Raw genomic sequence first — 17,358 nt, forward strand, 5'->3', positions numbered from 1 at the left:
AAAATTCTTATTAATTAATATTCTACTATTTTTTTCAGTTTTGTAAAGTATTTTTAAGAATATTCTAAAATTTTATTTTTTTATGATAGTAACTTGTTATTTTACTATTACTACTATATGAATTATCCCCCATCTACTATATGTAAACATACCTCCTCTTATTCTTCTCTATTACTAAGTTCTATATTTTTCTCATCAATATGAACTCTCTGCTATCATTTATCTATCCAATTGTTGAACTCTTTTCTAATTTCCTACAGTAGAATTTTAAAAGCAACCTCAACATTTCTCAAAATTTCCATGTGCCTTGTTCTCCTATTCATACAAAAAAGCATTTCAAAAGCAGCTTAGCCACTTTTAAAATGCCTCTATATTATTTTTTCCCGCCATCCTCAGTTACATACGCCCACTTAAAGCTATATTCTGGACTGATGTTATGTTTAACGACGCCTTTTACATTCGGTTTCATTACATATGATCTTCCTGTTTGATATAAAGGAACTAATCCTGCATCTTCTTCAAGGAATAATTTTTCTGCTTTTCCTAACGCTTCCCAACGCTTCTTCGGATCAGATAATAATTCATTACCTGCTTTTTGCACCATTTCATCGTATTTCGGATTCGAATAACTCATTTGGTTATATGGGCTCTTCGATTCAAACATATCAATAAATGTCATTGGATCCGCATAATCTGGGCTCCAGCCTGCATAAGAGATTTCATAATCTTGCGCTGACTCTAATTTTAATTTTTGTTTGAACGGCTGAATTTTCGTATTAATCGTTACACCTTTTAAATTTTTCTCAATTTGATCTTTAACATAATCAGCAATCTTTTTCGCAGTTCCATCATCATAGCTTAGTAATTCAATTGTAACTTGATCTTTTCCAAGTTCCTTTTTCGCTTCTTCCCATGCAGCTGCTGCTTTTTTCGTATCTTGTTTCAGACCATTTTTAAACGTATCTTGGTAATCTTTACCGTCAGGTCCTGTCGCAAGCCCCTTTGGAACCAATTGATCTGTTGCTTTTGATCCATTATTTAAAATAACGTTTGCTAAGCCCTTTTTATCAACTGATAACGCAATTGCTTCACGCAGTTTTTTGCTCTTTAACGGTGTATCCTGTCCGTTACGCTTTTGATTTAAACGTAAGAAGAATGTACTTGATTCTGCATACTCACCGTACTCATCTTTATTCGATTTATATTTATCTACAAACTCTCCTGATAGTAGTGTGAAATCAATTGATCCTGTATCATATAAATTTACTTTTGTAGCCACTTCTTTTACAACACTGTAATTAATTTCTTCTAATTTCACAGTCTTATTATCCCAATATTTATCATTTTTCTTCAGCTGCCATCCTTGTTCATGTTTCCATGAAGACATAACGAATGGTCCGTTATACACCGTTGTATCTGCTTCTAAACCAAACTTATCTCCTTTTTCTTTTACAAACTTTTCATTTAATGGATAGTATGACGGGAATGCTAATAAGTTTAAGAAATATGGTACTGGTTTTTCTAATTCTACTTCAAGTGTATAATCATCTACCGCTTTTGCACCTAATTCCGTTGCAGGTTTTTCACCTTTATTAATTGCCTCTGCATTTTTAATATAGTAGGCAATAAACGCATATTCTGCAGCTGTATTTTTATCAAGTAAGCGCTGCCATCCATATACGAAATCTTTCGCTGTTACAGGGTCTCCATTGGACCATTTCGCATCTTTACGCAGTTTAAACGTATATTTTTTACCATCTTCGCTTTTCGTACTTGATTCTGCAGCAGCTGGAATAGGCTTATTATCTTTATCAAGACGATATAATCCTTCCATCGTGTTCCCTAAAATTTGTGCCCCTAACGTATCAGTAGATTTAGAAGTGTCCATCGTCGGAATTTCTTGATTTTCCGTACGATTCAATACTTGCTTCGCTGCATATTTAATATCAGATTTTTTTTCTTCCCCACTATTAGATGTAGTAGTCGTTTTCTTCTCTCCACCTGACCCAGAGCACGCTGTCAATGCAACGCTCATCGCTAAAACTGGTACTACAACTGCTGTTAACTTTTTCATCTTTTTCATCTTTTTTCTCTTCATTTTTATACCCTCCCCAATTATATGTACAATACCAACCCTTGAGAAACCCCTTGCTAAGGATTTACTTTTCAGAAAATTATAACTAATATTATTCTACTCTATTTTCTGTGTTTGTAAATAGTTTTATTTTAAATATTCAGATTTTTCCTTCGTAATTTAGTATGATTTATCCCTCATCTACTGTATTTACATACTATACCCCTTATTCTTCTCTATTTAACTGAGCTAAAAAAAAGCATTTCAAAGTAGCTAAGCTACTTTGAAATGCTTTTTTAACTCTATTATTTTTCAGTCACGTATGCCCACTTAAAGCTAAATTCTGGACTGATATTATGTTTTACTACACCTTTTACATTTGGTTGTAAAACATAAGAATCTCCACGTTGGTATAAAGGTACAATCGCTACATCTTCTTCAAGTAATGTTTTTTCAGCTTTTCCTAACTCTTCCCAACGTTTCTTCGCATCGCTCATTAATTCTGTTCCAGCTTTTTTCACCATGCCGTCATATTTAGGGTCAGAGAAGCTCATTTGGTTATGAGAATGTCCAGTCTCAAACATATCTAAGAACGTCATTGGATCTGCATAATCTGGATTCCAACCACCGTATGAAATATCATATTGTTGCTCAGATTCTAATTTTAGTTTTTGCTTAAATGGTTGAAGTTTAATGTTAACTGTTACACCTTTTAAGTTCTTCTCAATTTGGTCCTTAATATATTCTCCAACTTTTTTCGCATTACCAGTATCGTAGTTTAAGAATTCAATTGTAACTTGGTCTTTACCTAGCTCTTTTTTCGCTTCTTCCCAAGCTGCAGCAGCTTTTTTAGCATTTGGTTTTAAACCATTTTTAAACGTTTCTTGGAAGTCTTTACCGTCTGGTCCAGTTGCTAAACCTTTTGGTACTAAGAAGTCAGCTTCTTTTGATCCATCATTTAAAATTACGTTTGCTAAATTCTTTTTATCAACTGATAGTGCAATTGCTTCACGTAACTTTTTACTCTTTAATGGTGTATCTTGTCCATCACGTTTTTGGTTCATACGAATGAAATACGTACTCACTTGTGAATATGTTCCGAATTCATCTTTCTTATTTCTGTATTTATCTACGAACTCTCCAGTTAATAAAGCAAAGTCAACTTGACCGCTATCATATAAATTGATAAGAGTTGCTGGTTCTTTAACAACACTGAAGTTAACTTCTTCAAGTTTTACAGTCTTTTTATCCCAATATTGATCATTTTTCTTTAATTGCCATCCTTGTTCATGCTTCCAATCTTTAAGAACGAACGGTCCATTATAAACTGTTGTATCAGACTCTATACCGAACTTCTCCCCTTTTTCTTTTACGAATTTTTCATTTAATGGGTAGTACGATGGGAATGCTACTAAGTTTAAGAAGTACGGTACCGCTTGCTCTAATTCAACTTCAAGCGTAAGATCATCTACCGCTTTCACTCCTAATTCAGCTACAGGTTTTTCACCTTTATTAACCACTTCTGCATTTTTAATTGGGAATGCGATAAATGCATACTCAGCAGCTGTTTTTGGATCTAATAGACGTTGCCAAGCATATACGAAATCTTTCGCCGTTACTGGATCTCCATTTGACCATTTTGCATCTTTACGCAGTTTAAATGTATATTTTTTACCATCTTCACTTTTCGTGCTAGATTCTGCTGCCGCTGGAATAGGCTTATTATCTTTATCCAGACGATATAATCCTTCCATCGTATTCCCTAGCATTTGTGAAGATACTGTATCTGTTGATTTAGAAGAATCCATCGTTGGAATCTCTTGGTTTACTGTTCGATTCAACACTTGTTTTGCCGCTAATTTTTCCCCTGACTTACTATCTCCACTAGAGCTAGAATTTGTGCTTGTCTTTTTATCTCCGCCTGATGTAGAACATGCTGTTAATGCCATGCTCATTGCTAAAACCGGTACTACAACTGCTGTTAGTTTTTTCATTTTTTTCTTTTTCATTTTTGTACCCTCCCTAATTCTAAACGATAGCTATTTAAGAATTTTCTGATAATTCTGTTTTTCTTTATATATTTATCAGACGATTCTTACTACTTCTTATTCTACTAATTTTTTTAAATTTGTAAAGTGTTATTATTGAAAATTATTAAAAAATTATTTTCTTACAGTAATATTCATAAAAATTCCATATAGTTTTTTAACATCATTTATTATCGTTACATATACACTAATTTAATAGTGTTAATGATACTTTCCAATAAATAGACTGTAAATTGTTGTTAATAAATAATGTATATTCTAGAGATCTCTTTCCTACAAAAACAAAAAAAGCAGATATAGCATCCGCTTTAATTTCCCTCAATTTGCTTCTCACTTAATCCAAGATGTGTTCTGAGTGTATTACTCAAATTTTGCAAGTCTTTTTTATTAGGATTATAATAATATACACGATTCCCATTTGGGCCATTTGGTAAATATATATCATCACCGTTCAGTTGAATCTTCTCAACTGAACAATCTAAACCATATTTATAAAAAGATAAAATATCATCCAATGCTAAATTTGTTTTAAAATCGCCATCGACGGCCTCAACCATTTTCTCCAGTTTTGTAATAGACCCTACACTTTTTAATTTACTTAAAATCGCCTCAATAACAAGTTGTTGGCGCTGTCCCCTCATTGCATCACTATCAATATGACGAGTTCTCGCCAAAGCAAGTGCTTCTTCTCCCGTTAATTTTTGAACCCCTTTTTTCAAGTGAATCGTATCGGGTTCGTCTTTACTATTTTGTTCAGTAAATTCAACCGGGACATCTACCTCAACACCATCGAGCCCATCGACAATTTTAATAAATGACCCAAAATTAAATTTCACAAAATAATCTACCGGTACTTGCAGCAACTTTTCTACCGCCTCAACAGAAGCTTGTGGCCCTCCATCCTTTCCGTTTTTAACGAAACCACTTCCATATGCGTGTGTTATTTTATCTTTTTTCTTTTCGATTGGAACATATGTATAAGTATCTCTTGGTATACTAGTTAATTTCACTGTCTTATCTTCTTTATTAAACGTAGCTAACAATAATGCATCCGTATGAAATGCACCATTATACCCCTTTTGCCGTTCTTGATTTTCATCAATCCCCATAATTAACATTGAAACGTTGTGTGTAATTGGCTTTACAGCTTTCTCACGTAAATTTGATTTTTCACCACGCGATAAGTTCAAATTAGATTTTTGTACGAGATTAGAAGTTTTCATATATACATAAGCACCATACCCAACTCCGCCAAATAGTAATACTCCTAACAATACACTTATGATCGTTGTCTTTTTATATTTTCGTTTATTTTTCTTTTCTCTTGAAGGAGAGGTATTCTCCATATAGTTCCCTCCGTTTTCTATTCATCTAATATGTTTTTCAATTTTTCATAATTAGTGCTATCCTTTTGAAATACATTCTCTTTCAATCCTTTGTTTATTTGTATCCATTCAGTCGTAATCGAATATTGAATCATACCTTCATGGAAACTAAGGAACTTCAACATAATCCCCATATTTTTCTCTACAACCATTTCAAATTTCCCACTCAAATCTTCAGATGTACTTACAGGCATTTCTATGTTTATTACCCCTTCTATTTTGTAGCAATCGAGTCCAAGATACTTCGTTTCTTTATAACTCCAATCTTTATATCGAATTAATAGATCAGCAAATTCTGATTGAATACTGTACTTAGCGAATCCCACATATTCGTCATCATACCGTTTCTTCTCACTTGATTTTCTCAATAACCTTTCCGTAGGGCTTAATTTTAATAGTTCATTATTTCTTTCTTTTGGACTCCATCTCGTCTCTTTATACGTATTATTCTTATCATTAAACTCTTTTTTTCCTTCCTCACTATAAATCATCGTGCTTTTTTTCGATAGCTTGTCTTCTTTAGATGAAATACCACTTTGTTTCTCCGTATCAATCGCATATTTATATGTTGTAGCAATTCTTGTAGAGCTAGAATATTCTTCGAATTGCCCTGAAACATTTTGGAAATGATCAATTGAATCAAGCATCTTTTGATGAATCTTTTCCTTATCTGGATAATTGACGTTCGACTTTATTTCTTCTTCATTCTCATAATCAGAAAACGCATTCTTCTTTACGTAATTAAACATCCCTCCATTTTGTGCAAAGCTCTGTATAGAAAACTCAGACATAGATACAATTGATAGCGTTAGAACAGCGGCACTAATAAACATCATATGTACTCTATAACTCTTTCTTTTTACAGGAAGATTATGAAGTGTATCATTAATTTTTTCATTTAGTGCCTGTGGCAATACGGTATTATCCTTTTCTATTCTCTTTTTTAATTTTTCATCAAATAATTTTTCTTTATCCATTTTAACCACCTCCTACTCCATCTTTAATCGCTCTTCTAATTGTTCCCTTGCACGTGACAATCTTGATTTAACCGTTCCTTTTGGAATTTCTAAAAGCGTTGCAATACTTTCTTGATTCATATCTTCATAATAATAAAGTACAGTTACAGCTCTTAGTTCTTCCGTTAAAGACTGAATAGCATTACAAAGGTCAATATCTTCATATCGATCGAACGCCACCATATTACTATCATGATCCTCAATTACAATTACTTTTTTATAAGAGCGAATTATATTGTTACACTCATTTATTAAAATTCTAATGAGCCAAGTTTGAAAAAATTCTTCCTTTTTCAGTTTTTTTATATTTTCATAAGCTTTTAAAATTGTTGCCTGCATCGCATCCTCTATATTCGTCTCATCACGTAACATCGCCTTCGCAATGCGATACATCTTTACTTTTTCTGTATGTATAAGTGTCATAAAAGCCTCGTGATTACCCTTTTTTGCTAAAGAAACATCCGTTTCTTCTTTTACAATCATCTTATATAAAGGAATTACTTTCACAATTGGTCCTCCTGTTTCAGCCTCTCTATTAATTAAACTTTACACATATTAGACGGAGTATCCTAGAAAAAGGTTCAATTCTTTTGAATATTTCTACAAGAAAAAATGTAAACATTCCATTTTGACTATCTACTTAAATGTTTCTCTAAAAGATATCCCTTCGAATTTACAAACAAAAAAAGCCCACTTTCTCAGTGGACTTTCTAATTTACAACGGTAAATCCCTCTTCCTAAACACTACAATTGCTACTATGAAGATACAAAGTGCTCCAGCAGTTAAGCCTATACTTACTGGCCATATATTATATGTTCCTTCAGCAATTTCTTTCGGACGAAACAATGTAAATAAAGATATATTTCTCATCCACTCTAACTTATCACTTAATTTCCCTACCATATCTAATACGAAAAATAAGATTGTTAAACTGGCTGAGTAGCTAAGTGCCTTTCTTTCATCATTACATATACAAGAAAAGAAAAATGAATAGGCACTAACTACTAAAAATATAAGCCCTCCAACTACATTTATTTTCAAAAATAATTCTTTATTTAAGTTATTATCTTTTAAAAACCAATTTGCACCTAATATACCAGCTACATAAGTGACAATTACAATTATTAGTAGCCCCAATATGAGAACAGTAGCTTGTGTAATTGTAATTTGCACCCTGGATACAGGTGTTGCTAATAAATATGCCATCGCCCCCTTATCTACATGACGAGCAATTAGATGCGTTGCAACCGTGACACAAAAAATTGTTAAAATGATAATAAACAATAGACTATAATATTCACCAGCTAAAAAATCCATTACATTTTGAATCGGACTTTCCATTCCAACAATTTTTTTCACACTATCAGGCATGGCACTTATTAATTCATTTAAACCTTTGGCTGAAACCATCGATGGGAATATCCAAATTAATAACCATAAATAAAGAGCTGCACCAGTAGCATAGCTGAATATACTTTTTTTCGTTTCTTTCAAACTAGCTAAAAATAGTTGTTTATTCATGCTTTACCCCTTCTTTCTTCTCGTAATAATGCATAAATAAATGTTCTAAATCCGTCGCTCTCGTTTGAAGTGCAGTTACATTATAGTTTGAAAGTATTTGTAAAACAGTTTGATAGTTTCCTTGCACAATAATTGACGCCTCTCTACCTTTCATTCCTTCAAATTGCAAATCACATTGTTTAAGAGATTCGATTTCTTCTTGAGATGATACTGTTACATCTATCACCTGTCTTCTCATGCCTTGTAAATCATGAATGTTTTCAACGGTTACAAGACAACCATCTTTAATAATAGCTACTCTGTCACAAGTTCTCTCAATTTCAGTGAAAATATGTGATGACATAAGGATTGTTTTTCCTCTTTGCTTTTCCTCTAATATTAAATCTATAAATACTTGTTGCATAAGTGGATCGAGTCCTGATGTCGGTTCATCTAAAATTAACACTTCTGGATCATGCATAAATGCTGCAACTATACCTACTTTTTGTTTCATTCCTTTAGACATTTTTCGAATTGGTGTTTTCACATCGAACTGCAAACGTTCTATCAATTCATCTCGTCTTTTTATATTTTTTAACCCACGCATTCCTTGCATCAAATTTAAAAATTCTAATCCATTCATTCCTTCAATAAAAGAAATTTCTCCTGGTAAATAGCCAACTTCTCTTTGAATTTTCGCAGCATCTTCCCAACAATCTAATCCGAAAATTGTCGCTTTACCAGCCGTCGGTTTTATAAATCCCATTAAATTACGAATCGTTGTTGATTTCCCAGCGCCATTTGGTCCTAAGTAGCCAAAAACTTCTCCTTCTTTCACTTCAAATGTAATATCAAACAAGCCTTTTCCATTTGAAAACTGTTTTGTAACATTTTGAACTGAAATCATAAACCCACCTCATTTTTTGAAATATTTAACATTTGATATTTCAAAATTATTGTACTCCTCATCTTTCATATTCGCAACAACTTTTTGAAATATTTATATGTCCATATTTCAAAAATATTGTTTTCAATTATTTTTTCTTGTATATTTTAATTGAGGTGATTGTATTGAACGGCTTTGAAAAAGTGAAAGAAAAGAAAAAACGTGCCATTAAAGATGCGGCCTTTACATTATTTTCAGAACGTGGATTTAATGAAGTGAAAATAGAACATATTGCAAAAAAAGCAAACGTTTCTCAAGTGACAATTTATAATCATTTCGGAAGTAAAGATGCGTTATTTAGGGAGCTTATACAAGAATTTATAATATCTGAATTTCAATATTATAAAAAACTTGCAGAAGAAAAATTACCTTTTCATGAGATGATGCAAAAGATGATCATTAGAAAAATGAATACTGGCGGGTTATTCCAACCTGATATGTTGCTACAAATGATGCAAAGAGATGAAGAGCTCCGAAAGTTTATTTATAGTTATCAAAACGAAAAAATCTTGCCTTGGTATTTAGAAATACTAGAACAAGCACAGCAAAAAAATGAAATCAACCCTCACCTTACTAAAGAAATGATGTTGCTATACATTCAAATGTTCACTAAATTAGGTGATGATTTCGGGGCACAGCTTCTTGAAGGAGATCGCGAAAAACATATACAAGATATCGTTACGATGTTCTTTTATGGACTGTCCGTCCCAGAAAAATAATTTTTTTCTAAAGAACAAATAAAATCACCAAAAGGCCCTTTGGATATTTAGATTTCAAGGGCTTTTTGGTGTTAAAAAAATTATTAATACTAACTTTATCTTAACGAAGTTAAATGCTGCTTTATAGATAATACCTTATTATAAATTAACTTTTTTAGCATAACAGGCTGAATTGAGATAATCGTTTCACCGAAATTCAGAAAATAACTTGAAACAAAATCAACTTCTTTCTTGTTAAAATAGCCTGTTATAATGTAATTTTCGTTTTCTTTTTGTATCTTCATGGAGGGATAATTCTCTTTATCAAAAATGTCTTTTCCTTTTTGATTAACAACGACAATAAAATCAGTTGCATCAGGCCTTCTATGAAAATTAGTAAGATAACTTAACAATTCTTCAAGATTTTTTGAATTAGTATTGCTTGTTTCCACAATAGAAAGAATTTTATCACATCTAATTATTTGAACATGATTTGTCTCAAAATTAAAGATTTTAGCATACCACTGGCCAAATTTAGATTCTATTCGAATAAATTGGGCGACCAATACTTTCTCCTCATCTTTTTTTAAATATGTTAAATGATAAACTCGCTCAGCAAAAATCCCCTGTAAAAGTTCTTTTAAGAACGGACTAAAGTTACTATGATTTGTTACTTCAAAGGAAAGCGTTCGTTCCATGATTGAAATATTTTTACTCACATTATCAGGTAATACATGTTTAAATTTATTTTCAAGCGCAATACTTTCTATATTAAATGGCTTTGTTTTGTATCCATTTAATGTAAGCATCGAAAAGTATAACGCATACATTTCATCCACACTAAAATATATTGGTGATAACACACTATTTTCTATAATTTTATAACTCCCATTTCTACCTAGTTCAGAATATATTGGTACACCTATTTCTTCTAATGATTGAATATCTCGCAACGCGGTACTTTTAGAAATATCATATCTAACCATTAAATCTTTTAAATTAAAATATCTTTTATTATTTAAGAAAATAAGCATATCATTTATTCGTTCAGTTTTTTTCATATTTCCCTCCATAAAAGGTGTCATGTATTGAAACCTTTTTAGTCTATATTATAATTATTAACTAATAAAGGAGTTATATATTTATGACATTAGAAATAGCTATTTTTCTTTCAATGAATGGGCAAGCAAAGGAGGCAATTAATTTTTATACACGTAATTTAGAGGCCAAGAAGTTAATGATTGTTACGTATGAAGAACTGGCCAAAAGAGATAGTTCTTTTGAAATTACAAGTGAAAATAAAGATCATATTGCCCACTCTGTTTTACAAATTGGGAATACAAAGCTAATGATAGCCGAAGATACAATGAACCCTACTGAACGTTATAGCGTTGGAAATAACATGTCACTTTGCATTCAAAGTGCTAATTTAGAAGAAATACAAAGATTTTATAATAATTTAATTTCCGATAAGCATGTGAAAATAATCTCTCCACTAGAAAAAAATATATTTAGTGAAGCATATGGTATTATTGAAGATCCTTACGGCATACAAATCCAATTAATGTATGACAAACGACTAAAATAAATAATGAGTCATATTCGCATATTCCTAATAAAAAAAGACACGAAATTCGTGTCTTTTTTTATTTTACCGCAATGACTCTACCCGTTTCACTACTTTCAGTCGCCAATTGAATCAATTTAATAACGTCTAAACCTTCTTGAGCAGTTACAGGTAGTTTTTCACCATTTAATATGCTATCTCGCACGCCTTTATAATACATGTCATAGCAGCCGACTTCTGTTGGAATACGCTCTAAGCTTTCTTCTGTTTCTAAAGTAGCAAAATTCTCTTCAGAGTCTGATCCATAACCATTATCCCCTGGCTTCATTCCAGTCTTTAATTGTTCTTCCTGTGAATCCATACCATACTTCACGATAGAACCTTTATCTCCATGCAGTGTAAAATGTGGTCCAGCTTGCTTTACGTAACTGCTACTATGTAAAATAACGCGCTTCACTCCATAGTGAAGTACAACATGGAAGTAATCATCCACTTCTGCACCTGGTCGTTGTTTTATTACATCTGCGCTTATCGCATCTGGTTTCCCAAATAATGATAATGCTTGGTCAATTAAATGCGATCCTAAATCATATAATATACCTGATCCTGGTAAGTTCTTTTCTCTCCAGCGATCGCGTACATGTGGGCGGAAACGATCGAAATGCGCTTCATATGCGTATACATTCCCTATTCTTTTTTCTTGTAATAATTTCTTTATCGTTAAGAAATCATTATCCAAACGGCGATTATGATACACACTTAAAACGACATTATGTCGGTTCGCTAATGAAATAAGTTCTTCTCCTTCTTCAATTGAAACAACGAATGGTTTTTCCACAACAACATGCTTACCGTGTACAATTGCTTCTTTTACATATGGAAAATGGGTTGTATTCGGTGAAGTAATGACCACTAAGTCAATATCAGCTCGATTTACTAATTCATCAATTGTACCAACAACTTCAGCATTTGGTAATGCTTGTTTCACTACTTCTTCTTTTGATGATAAAATAGCACGAATATCGTATTCTTCTATCGTTTGTAATAACGGGATGTGAAATGTTGTACTAGAAAATCCAAATCCTACAATCCCTACACCTATTTTTTTCATGTTGCCCCTCCATTTGTCCCGCTTTAACGGGCAGTAAGATTCCTAACTCAAAATTCAGCGAAAGCAAAGAAATTAGGTGAGGAATCAACTACTCGTAAAAGCCCGATTGGTTCAACTAATAATCAGTGGGGATAAAGAAAATCCCCACTGATTAAAGTTTCACTTTATGAGAACGATTTCATTTCATCATTATAACAAGATTATTTTTATATACATAATGATTTGCTTAGAAAAAAGCATCTTACTATCATTCATAGTAAGATGCTCCCTTTATCCCGCATTAACGCGCAGTAAGACTCCCACCTCAAAATAAGGCGAATGCGAGGGAAGTTAGGCGTGAGACCAACTGCCCGTAAAAGCCCGATTGGTGAAGGCTAATAATCAGTGGGGGATGAAAAAAAACCCACTGATTAAAGTTTCACTTTATTCCGTTCTTTTCTTTGTCCACGTTTCAATTACTTCACCAGTATCATTAACATCTAGTACTAAACTACCATTACTATACCGGTCTTTATTTCGAAACGCTTTCGGATCAATTTCTTCTACAATGTGTTTCTCTGTCTTCATGTAAACTAATTCATCATCTCGAACAATTTCAATACCGACAATGCGGTACGGATTACGTTTTAACTCTTTAAAAATTACAAGGCCTCGCTTCGCCCTCGTTGATTTCTCAATTTCCGATGCCTTTATACGTTTCACAGCACCTCGCTGCGTAACGAGAATAAGTTGATCTTTTTCACCATTTAACGGTTTACCAGAAGCAACATAGTCATCTTCTTTTAAATTAATTGCTTTCACACCAGCTGCTCTGACACCAACTGGACTTACTTCTTCTTCATTGAATACAAGTGCATATGCACCATGTGTTGCAAGAACAATATCACTTGTCCCATCTGTCGCAAATATATCAACAACTTCATCATCTTTTTTCAAGTTTACAGCAACGAATGCCCGTGAATAACGCTGCACTTTATATTGGTTTAATTCTGTTTTCTTAATCATACCGTTTCGTGTAACAAATACGATAAATCGTTTTTCTTCTTCAAAATTCGGTACGACTGTTGCCCAAATTAACGATTCATCTCGCTCGAGTGAAACAAGATTCGCAACGTGTTGACCTAAATCTTTCCAACGAATTTCTGGCATTTCATACACAGGAAGATAAATATAATTTCCTTTGTTCGTAAATAAAAGAACGGTTTCTGTCGTGTTTGTATCGAAACGCTCAAGTAAGATGTCACCCTCTTTCATACCGAAGTATTTCCCGTTCGATGCATTATGCGAACGCCAACCTGTTCGTTTCACATAGCCTTCTTTCGTTACAGTAACGATGACATCTTCTTGCGGAATCATAACTTCCACATCGATTTTAATTTCTTCAATTTCCTCTTCAATTATCGCACGGCGATTATCACTATATGTTTTCTTTACTCTCTTCAAATCTGTTTTAATAACTTGAAAAAGTCTTTTTTCACTTTGTAAAATTGACTGTAACTCTATAATTTTCTTACTAAGTTCCGCTGCTTCTTGCTCTAGCGCTGTAATATCTGTATTTGTTAAACGATATAATTGCAGTGAAACAATTGCTTCTGACTGCGCCTCTGTAAATCCAAATTTCGCACTTAAATTATCTTTCGCATTACGCTTATCTTTAGACCCACGGATTGTTTCAATCACTTCATCTAAAATTGATAATGCTTTCTTTAAACCTTCTACAATATGCTGACGATTTTCTGCTTTTCTTAATTCATATTGTGAGCGTCTTGTAACAACTTCTTTCTGATGTCCAATATATGCATCCAAAATCTTAGGTAATGTCATAAGTGTCGGACGACGATTATTTATCGCTACCATATTAAAGTTGTATGGAATTTGTAAATCTGTATTTTTATATAAATAATTTAAAATACCTTCAGCATTCGCTTCTTTTTTTAATTCTACAACGATACGAAGACCTGTACGATCTGTCTCATCACGTACTTCAGCAATTCCATCTAGCTTTTTATCTATACGTAATTCATCCATTTTCTTAACAAGATTCGCTTTATTTACTTCGTACGGAATTTCTGTAATAACGATTTGTTGCTTCCCGCCACGAATCGTTTCAACCTCTGCTTTTCCGCGAATAATAATTTTACCTTTACCTGTTTCATACGCTTTTTTAATGCCATCTATCCCTTGTATAATACCACCTGTAGGGAAATCTGGTCCTTTAATAACTGTTAACAAGTCCTCCACAGAACTATTCGGTTGATCGATACGCATAATTGTAGCATCAATTACTTCTCCAAGATGATGCGGTGGAATTTCTGTTGCATAACCAGCGGAAATCCCTGTAGATCCGTTCACTAATAAGTTCGGGAACATTGCCGGTAATACAATAGGTTCTTCACTCGTATCATCAAAGTTTGACACGAATTCTACTGTTTCTTTATCAAGATCACGTAATAACTCAGATGCGATTGGTGATAAACGTGCTTCCGTATAACGCATTGCCGCTGCTGGATCCCCATCAACACTACCGTTATTTCCGTGCATTTCAACTAAAACATTACGTACTTTCCAAGTTTGACTTAAACGGACCATCGCCTCATATACAGAGGAATCACCATGTGGATGATAATTACCGATAACATTACCTACTGTTTTAGCTGATTTACGAAACGCTTTATCATGTACGTTTCCTTCTACATACATAGAATATAAAATACGTCTTTGTACCGGTTTTAAACCGTCACGCGCATCTGGAAGCGCGCGGTCTTGAATAATATATTTACTATAACGTGCAAAGCGGTCACCTAACACATCTTCAAGCGGGAGGTCATGAAACTTCTCTGCCTGCATGTTATTCCACCTCCGTCTCCATAATCATTTCATTTTCTAAAATATTTCCTTCTTCTTGCATACCAAATTGTACATTACGCTCAATCCATTTACGGCGAGGTTCTACTTTATCCCCCATCAATGTCGTAACTCGGCGCTCAGCTCTTGATGCATCGTCAATTTTCACACGGATTAACGTACGTGTTTCAGGGTTCATCGTTGTTTCCCATAATTGATCGGCATTCATTTCGCCAAGTCCTTTATAGCGCTGCAACATGTAGCCTTTACCGACCTTTTTCGTTACATCACCTAATTCTTCATCAGACCATGCATATTCAATTACTTCACTTTTCCCTTTTCCTTTACTTACTTTATATAAAGGTGGAAGTGCGATAAATACTTTACCAGCTTCAATAAGTGGTTTCATATAACGGTAGAAGAACGTCAGTAGTAACACTTGAATATGTGCTCCATCCGTATCTGCATCGGTCATAATAACAACTTTATCGTAGTTAATATCTTCAACAGCGAACTCATTCCCTACGCCTCCGCCAATTGCGTAAATAATCGTATTGATCTCTTCGTTCTTAAAAATATCAGCAAGCTTTGCTTTTTCCGTGTTAATTACTTTACCACGTAATGGTAGTACCGCTTGGAAACGACGATCTCGCCCTTGTTTTGCTGAACCACCAGCCGAGTCACCCTCTACTAAATACAATTCGTTTTTCTGAGGATTACGTGATTGTGCAGGTGTTAACTTCCCGCTTAAAGTACCTTCTGATTTTTTCTTCTTCTTACCAGTACGCGCTTCTTCTCTCGCTTTACGAGCAGCCTCACGTGCTTGTGCTGCTTTAATTGCCTTTCTCACAAGAAGTGTAGCTACATCCGGGTTTTCTTCTAAAAAGTAAGCTAAATGCTCAGATACAATTGCATCAATTGAAGAACGAGCTTCACTTGTACCTAGTTTCCCTTTCGTTTGCCCTTCAAACTGGAGTACGTCTTCTGGTACACGTACAGAAACAATCGAAGCTAATCCTTCTCGAATATCTGTACCCTCTAAATTTTTGTCTTTTTCTTTTAATAAAGAAACTTTACGAGCATACTCATTGAACACACGTGTCATTGCTGTTTTAAATCCAGCTTCGTGTGTACCACCGTCTTTTGTACGTACATTATTTACAAACGAAAGAATGTTTTCTGAGTAACCATCATTAAACTGAAAGGCTAACTCTGCTTCAATTCCATTTTGCTCACCCGAGAAATATACAACTGGATGAATCGAATCTTTCTCTTCGTTTAAGTATGAAACGAAAGCCTCAATTCCTGTTTCATAATGAAACACATCTTCTAAATCATTACGTTCATCTTTTATCGAGATTTTCATTCCTTTTAATAAGAATGCAGATTCACGTAATCTCTCACATAATGTTTCATAATTATAATTTGTTGTGCTGAAAATAGTTGTATCTGGTTTGAAGTGCATCGTTGTACCAGACTCTTTCGTTTTCCCAATTTTCTCTAACGTCGTTGCAGGAGTACCACCATTTTCAAAGCGTTGTTCATAAATGCTACCATCTCGCTTAATCGTTACTACTAGCCATTCTGATAAGGCGTTTACAACTGATGCCCCAACACCGTGTAAACCACCACTCGTTTTATAGCCTCCTTGGCCAAACTTACCACCAGCATGAAGTACAGTTAAAATAACTTCAGGTGTCGGCTTTCCAAGCTTATGCATTCCCGTAGGCATTCCTCGCCCTTTATCAATTACGCTAATACTATTATCTTTATGTATTACGACAGAAATTTCGTCGCCAAATCCCGCTAATGCTTCATCAACGGAGTTATCTACTATTTCATATACTAAATGATGCAATCCACGGCTATCCGTACTCCCGATATACATACCCGGGCGTTTTCGAACGGCTTCAAGTCCTTCTAACACTTGAATTGCATCTTCATTATATTGGAACTGATGCTTCGCCAAACTCCTTGCCCCTTTCCTAATCAAATCAGAACATATGTTTCTATTATAGAATAACGCCTCAACTATAGTTTTGGCAAGTTATCTTATCTCTTTTATATACTATTTTCAATAGAAAAATCCTTGTTTTTTTCACAAGGATTCCTCTAGGCTACTATTTCAGAAAAATAATCGTTTGTCAACGAGAAATGGATATGTATTC

13 protein-coding genes are annotated in these 17,358 nt (G+C 33.8%); 2 read left to right on the forward strand and 11 right to left on the reverse strand.

The features are described from left to right. Positions 1-373 precede the first annotated feature (373 nt). The 7 genes from MR066_RS17445 to MR066_RS17475 all read right to left on the reverse strand — a co-directional run bounded on the left by MR066_RS17445 (position 374) and on the right by MR066_RS17475 (position 8,931). Positions 374-2,098 carry a peptide ABC transporter substrate-binding protein gene (locus tag MR066_RS17445; protein WP_377897847.1) on the reverse strand — a complete coding sequence of 575 codons (1,725 nt, stop codon included), beginning with the start codon at positions 2,096-2,098 and terminating at the stop codon, positions 374-376. Positions 2,099-2,379: 281 nt separating this feature from the next. Then, the gene (locus tag MR066_RS17450) at positions 2,380-4,083 is read right to left on the reverse strand and encodes a peptide ABC transporter substrate-binding protein (RefSeq protein WP_061676023.1); all 1,704 of its coding nucleotides are present in this window, start codon (positions 4,081-4,083) and stop codon (positions 2,380-2,382) included. A 347-nt stretch (positions 4,084-4,430) separates the two neighbouring features. After that, positions 4,431-5,468: an LCP family protein gene (locus MR066_RS17455; RefSeq protein WP_242247972.1), complete on the reverse strand. Its 1,038-nt coding sequence runs from the start codon at positions 5,466-5,468 to the stop codon at positions 4,431-4,433. Positions 5,469-5,485: 17 nt separating this feature from the next. After that, positions 5,486-6,484, reverse strand: coding sequence for an anti-sigma factor (locus MR066_RS17460; protein ID WP_242247974.1), 999 nt, complete (start codon positions 6,482-6,484; stop codon positions 5,486-5,488). A 12-nt stretch (positions 6,485-6,496) separates the two neighbouring features. Continuing rightward, positions 6,497-7,030 carry an RNA polymerase sigma factor gene (locus MR066_RS17465; protein WP_000864747.1) on the reverse strand — a complete coding sequence of 178 codons (534 nt, stop codon included), beginning with the start codon at positions 7,028-7,030 and terminating at the stop codon, positions 6,497-6,499. A gap of 208 nt (positions 7,031-7,238) precedes the next feature. Then, complete coding sequence (locus MR066_RS17470) at positions 7,239-8,045, reverse strand: ABC transporter permease subunit (protein ID WP_242247975.1); 807 nt, start codon at positions 8,043-8,045, stop codon at positions 7,239-7,241. Beyond that, positions 8,038-8,931 carry an ABC transporter ATP-binding protein gene (locus MR066_RS17475; RefSeq protein ID WP_002033569.1) on the reverse strand — a complete coding sequence of 298 codons (894 nt, stop codon included), beginning with the start codon at positions 8,929-8,931 and terminating at the stop codon, positions 8,038-8,040. Before MR066_RS17475 ends, MR066_RS17470 begins: the two co-directional genes overlap by 8 nt. 137 nt (positions 8,932-9,068) lie before the next feature. Here MR066_RS17475 and MR066_RS17480 point away from each other — a divergent pair, with 137 nt between their 5' ends. Continuing rightward, complete coding sequence (locus MR066_RS17480; protein ID WP_079998970.1) at positions 9,069-9,689, forward strand: TetR/AcrR family transcriptional regulator; 621 nt, start codon at positions 9,069-9,071, stop codon at positions 9,687-9,689. Between the two features lie 95 nt (positions 9,690-9,784). On the opposite strand, the gene MR066_RS17485 is transcribed toward MR066_RS17480, so the two are convergent. Then, complete coding sequence (locus MR066_RS17485; protein ID WP_242247977.1) at positions 9,785-10,753, reverse strand: helix-turn-helix transcriptional regulator; 969 nt, start codon at positions 10,751-10,753, stop codon at positions 9,785-9,787. 59 nt (positions 10,754-10,812) lie between these two features. Between MR066_RS17485 and MR066_RS17490 the strand changes: the two genes are divergently transcribed. Next, complete coding sequence (locus tag MR066_RS17490) at positions 10,813-11,256, forward strand: VOC family protein (protein ID WP_002014318.1); 444 nt, start codon at positions 10,813-10,815, stop codon at positions 11,254-11,256. A gap of 58 nt (positions 11,257-11,314) precedes the next feature. Here MR066_RS17490 and MR066_RS17495 read toward each other — a convergent pair whose 3' ends face one another. From MR066_RS17495 to parE, 3 genes are all read right to left on the reverse strand, one after another. Then, positions 11,315-12,346 carry an oxidoreductase gene (locus MR066_RS17495; protein WP_002014316.1) on the reverse strand — a complete coding sequence of 344 codons (1,032 nt, stop codon included), beginning with the start codon at positions 12,344-12,346 and terminating at the stop codon, positions 11,315-11,317. Between the two features lie 423 nt (positions 12,347-12,769). After that, entirely contained in the window at positions 12,770-15,193 is a 2,424-nt protein-coding gene (gene parC, locus MR066_RS17500; protein WP_002014315.1) for a DNA topoisomerase IV subunit A, read from the reverse strand. Position 15,194: 1 nt separating this feature from the next. Next, entirely contained in the window at positions 15,195-17,159 is a 1,965-nt protein-coding gene (gene parE / locus MR066_RS17505; RefSeq protein WP_002014314.1) for a DNA topoisomerase IV subunit B, read from the reverse strand. Positions 17,160-17,358 lie beyond the last annotated feature (199 nt).

The sequence above is a fragment of the Bacillus cereus group sp. BfR-BA-01523 genome (assembly GCF_022662615.1).
GTDB classification, from domain to species: domain Bacteria; phylum Bacillota; class Bacilli; order Bacillales; family Bacillaceae_G; genus Bacillus_A; species Bacillus_A mycoides.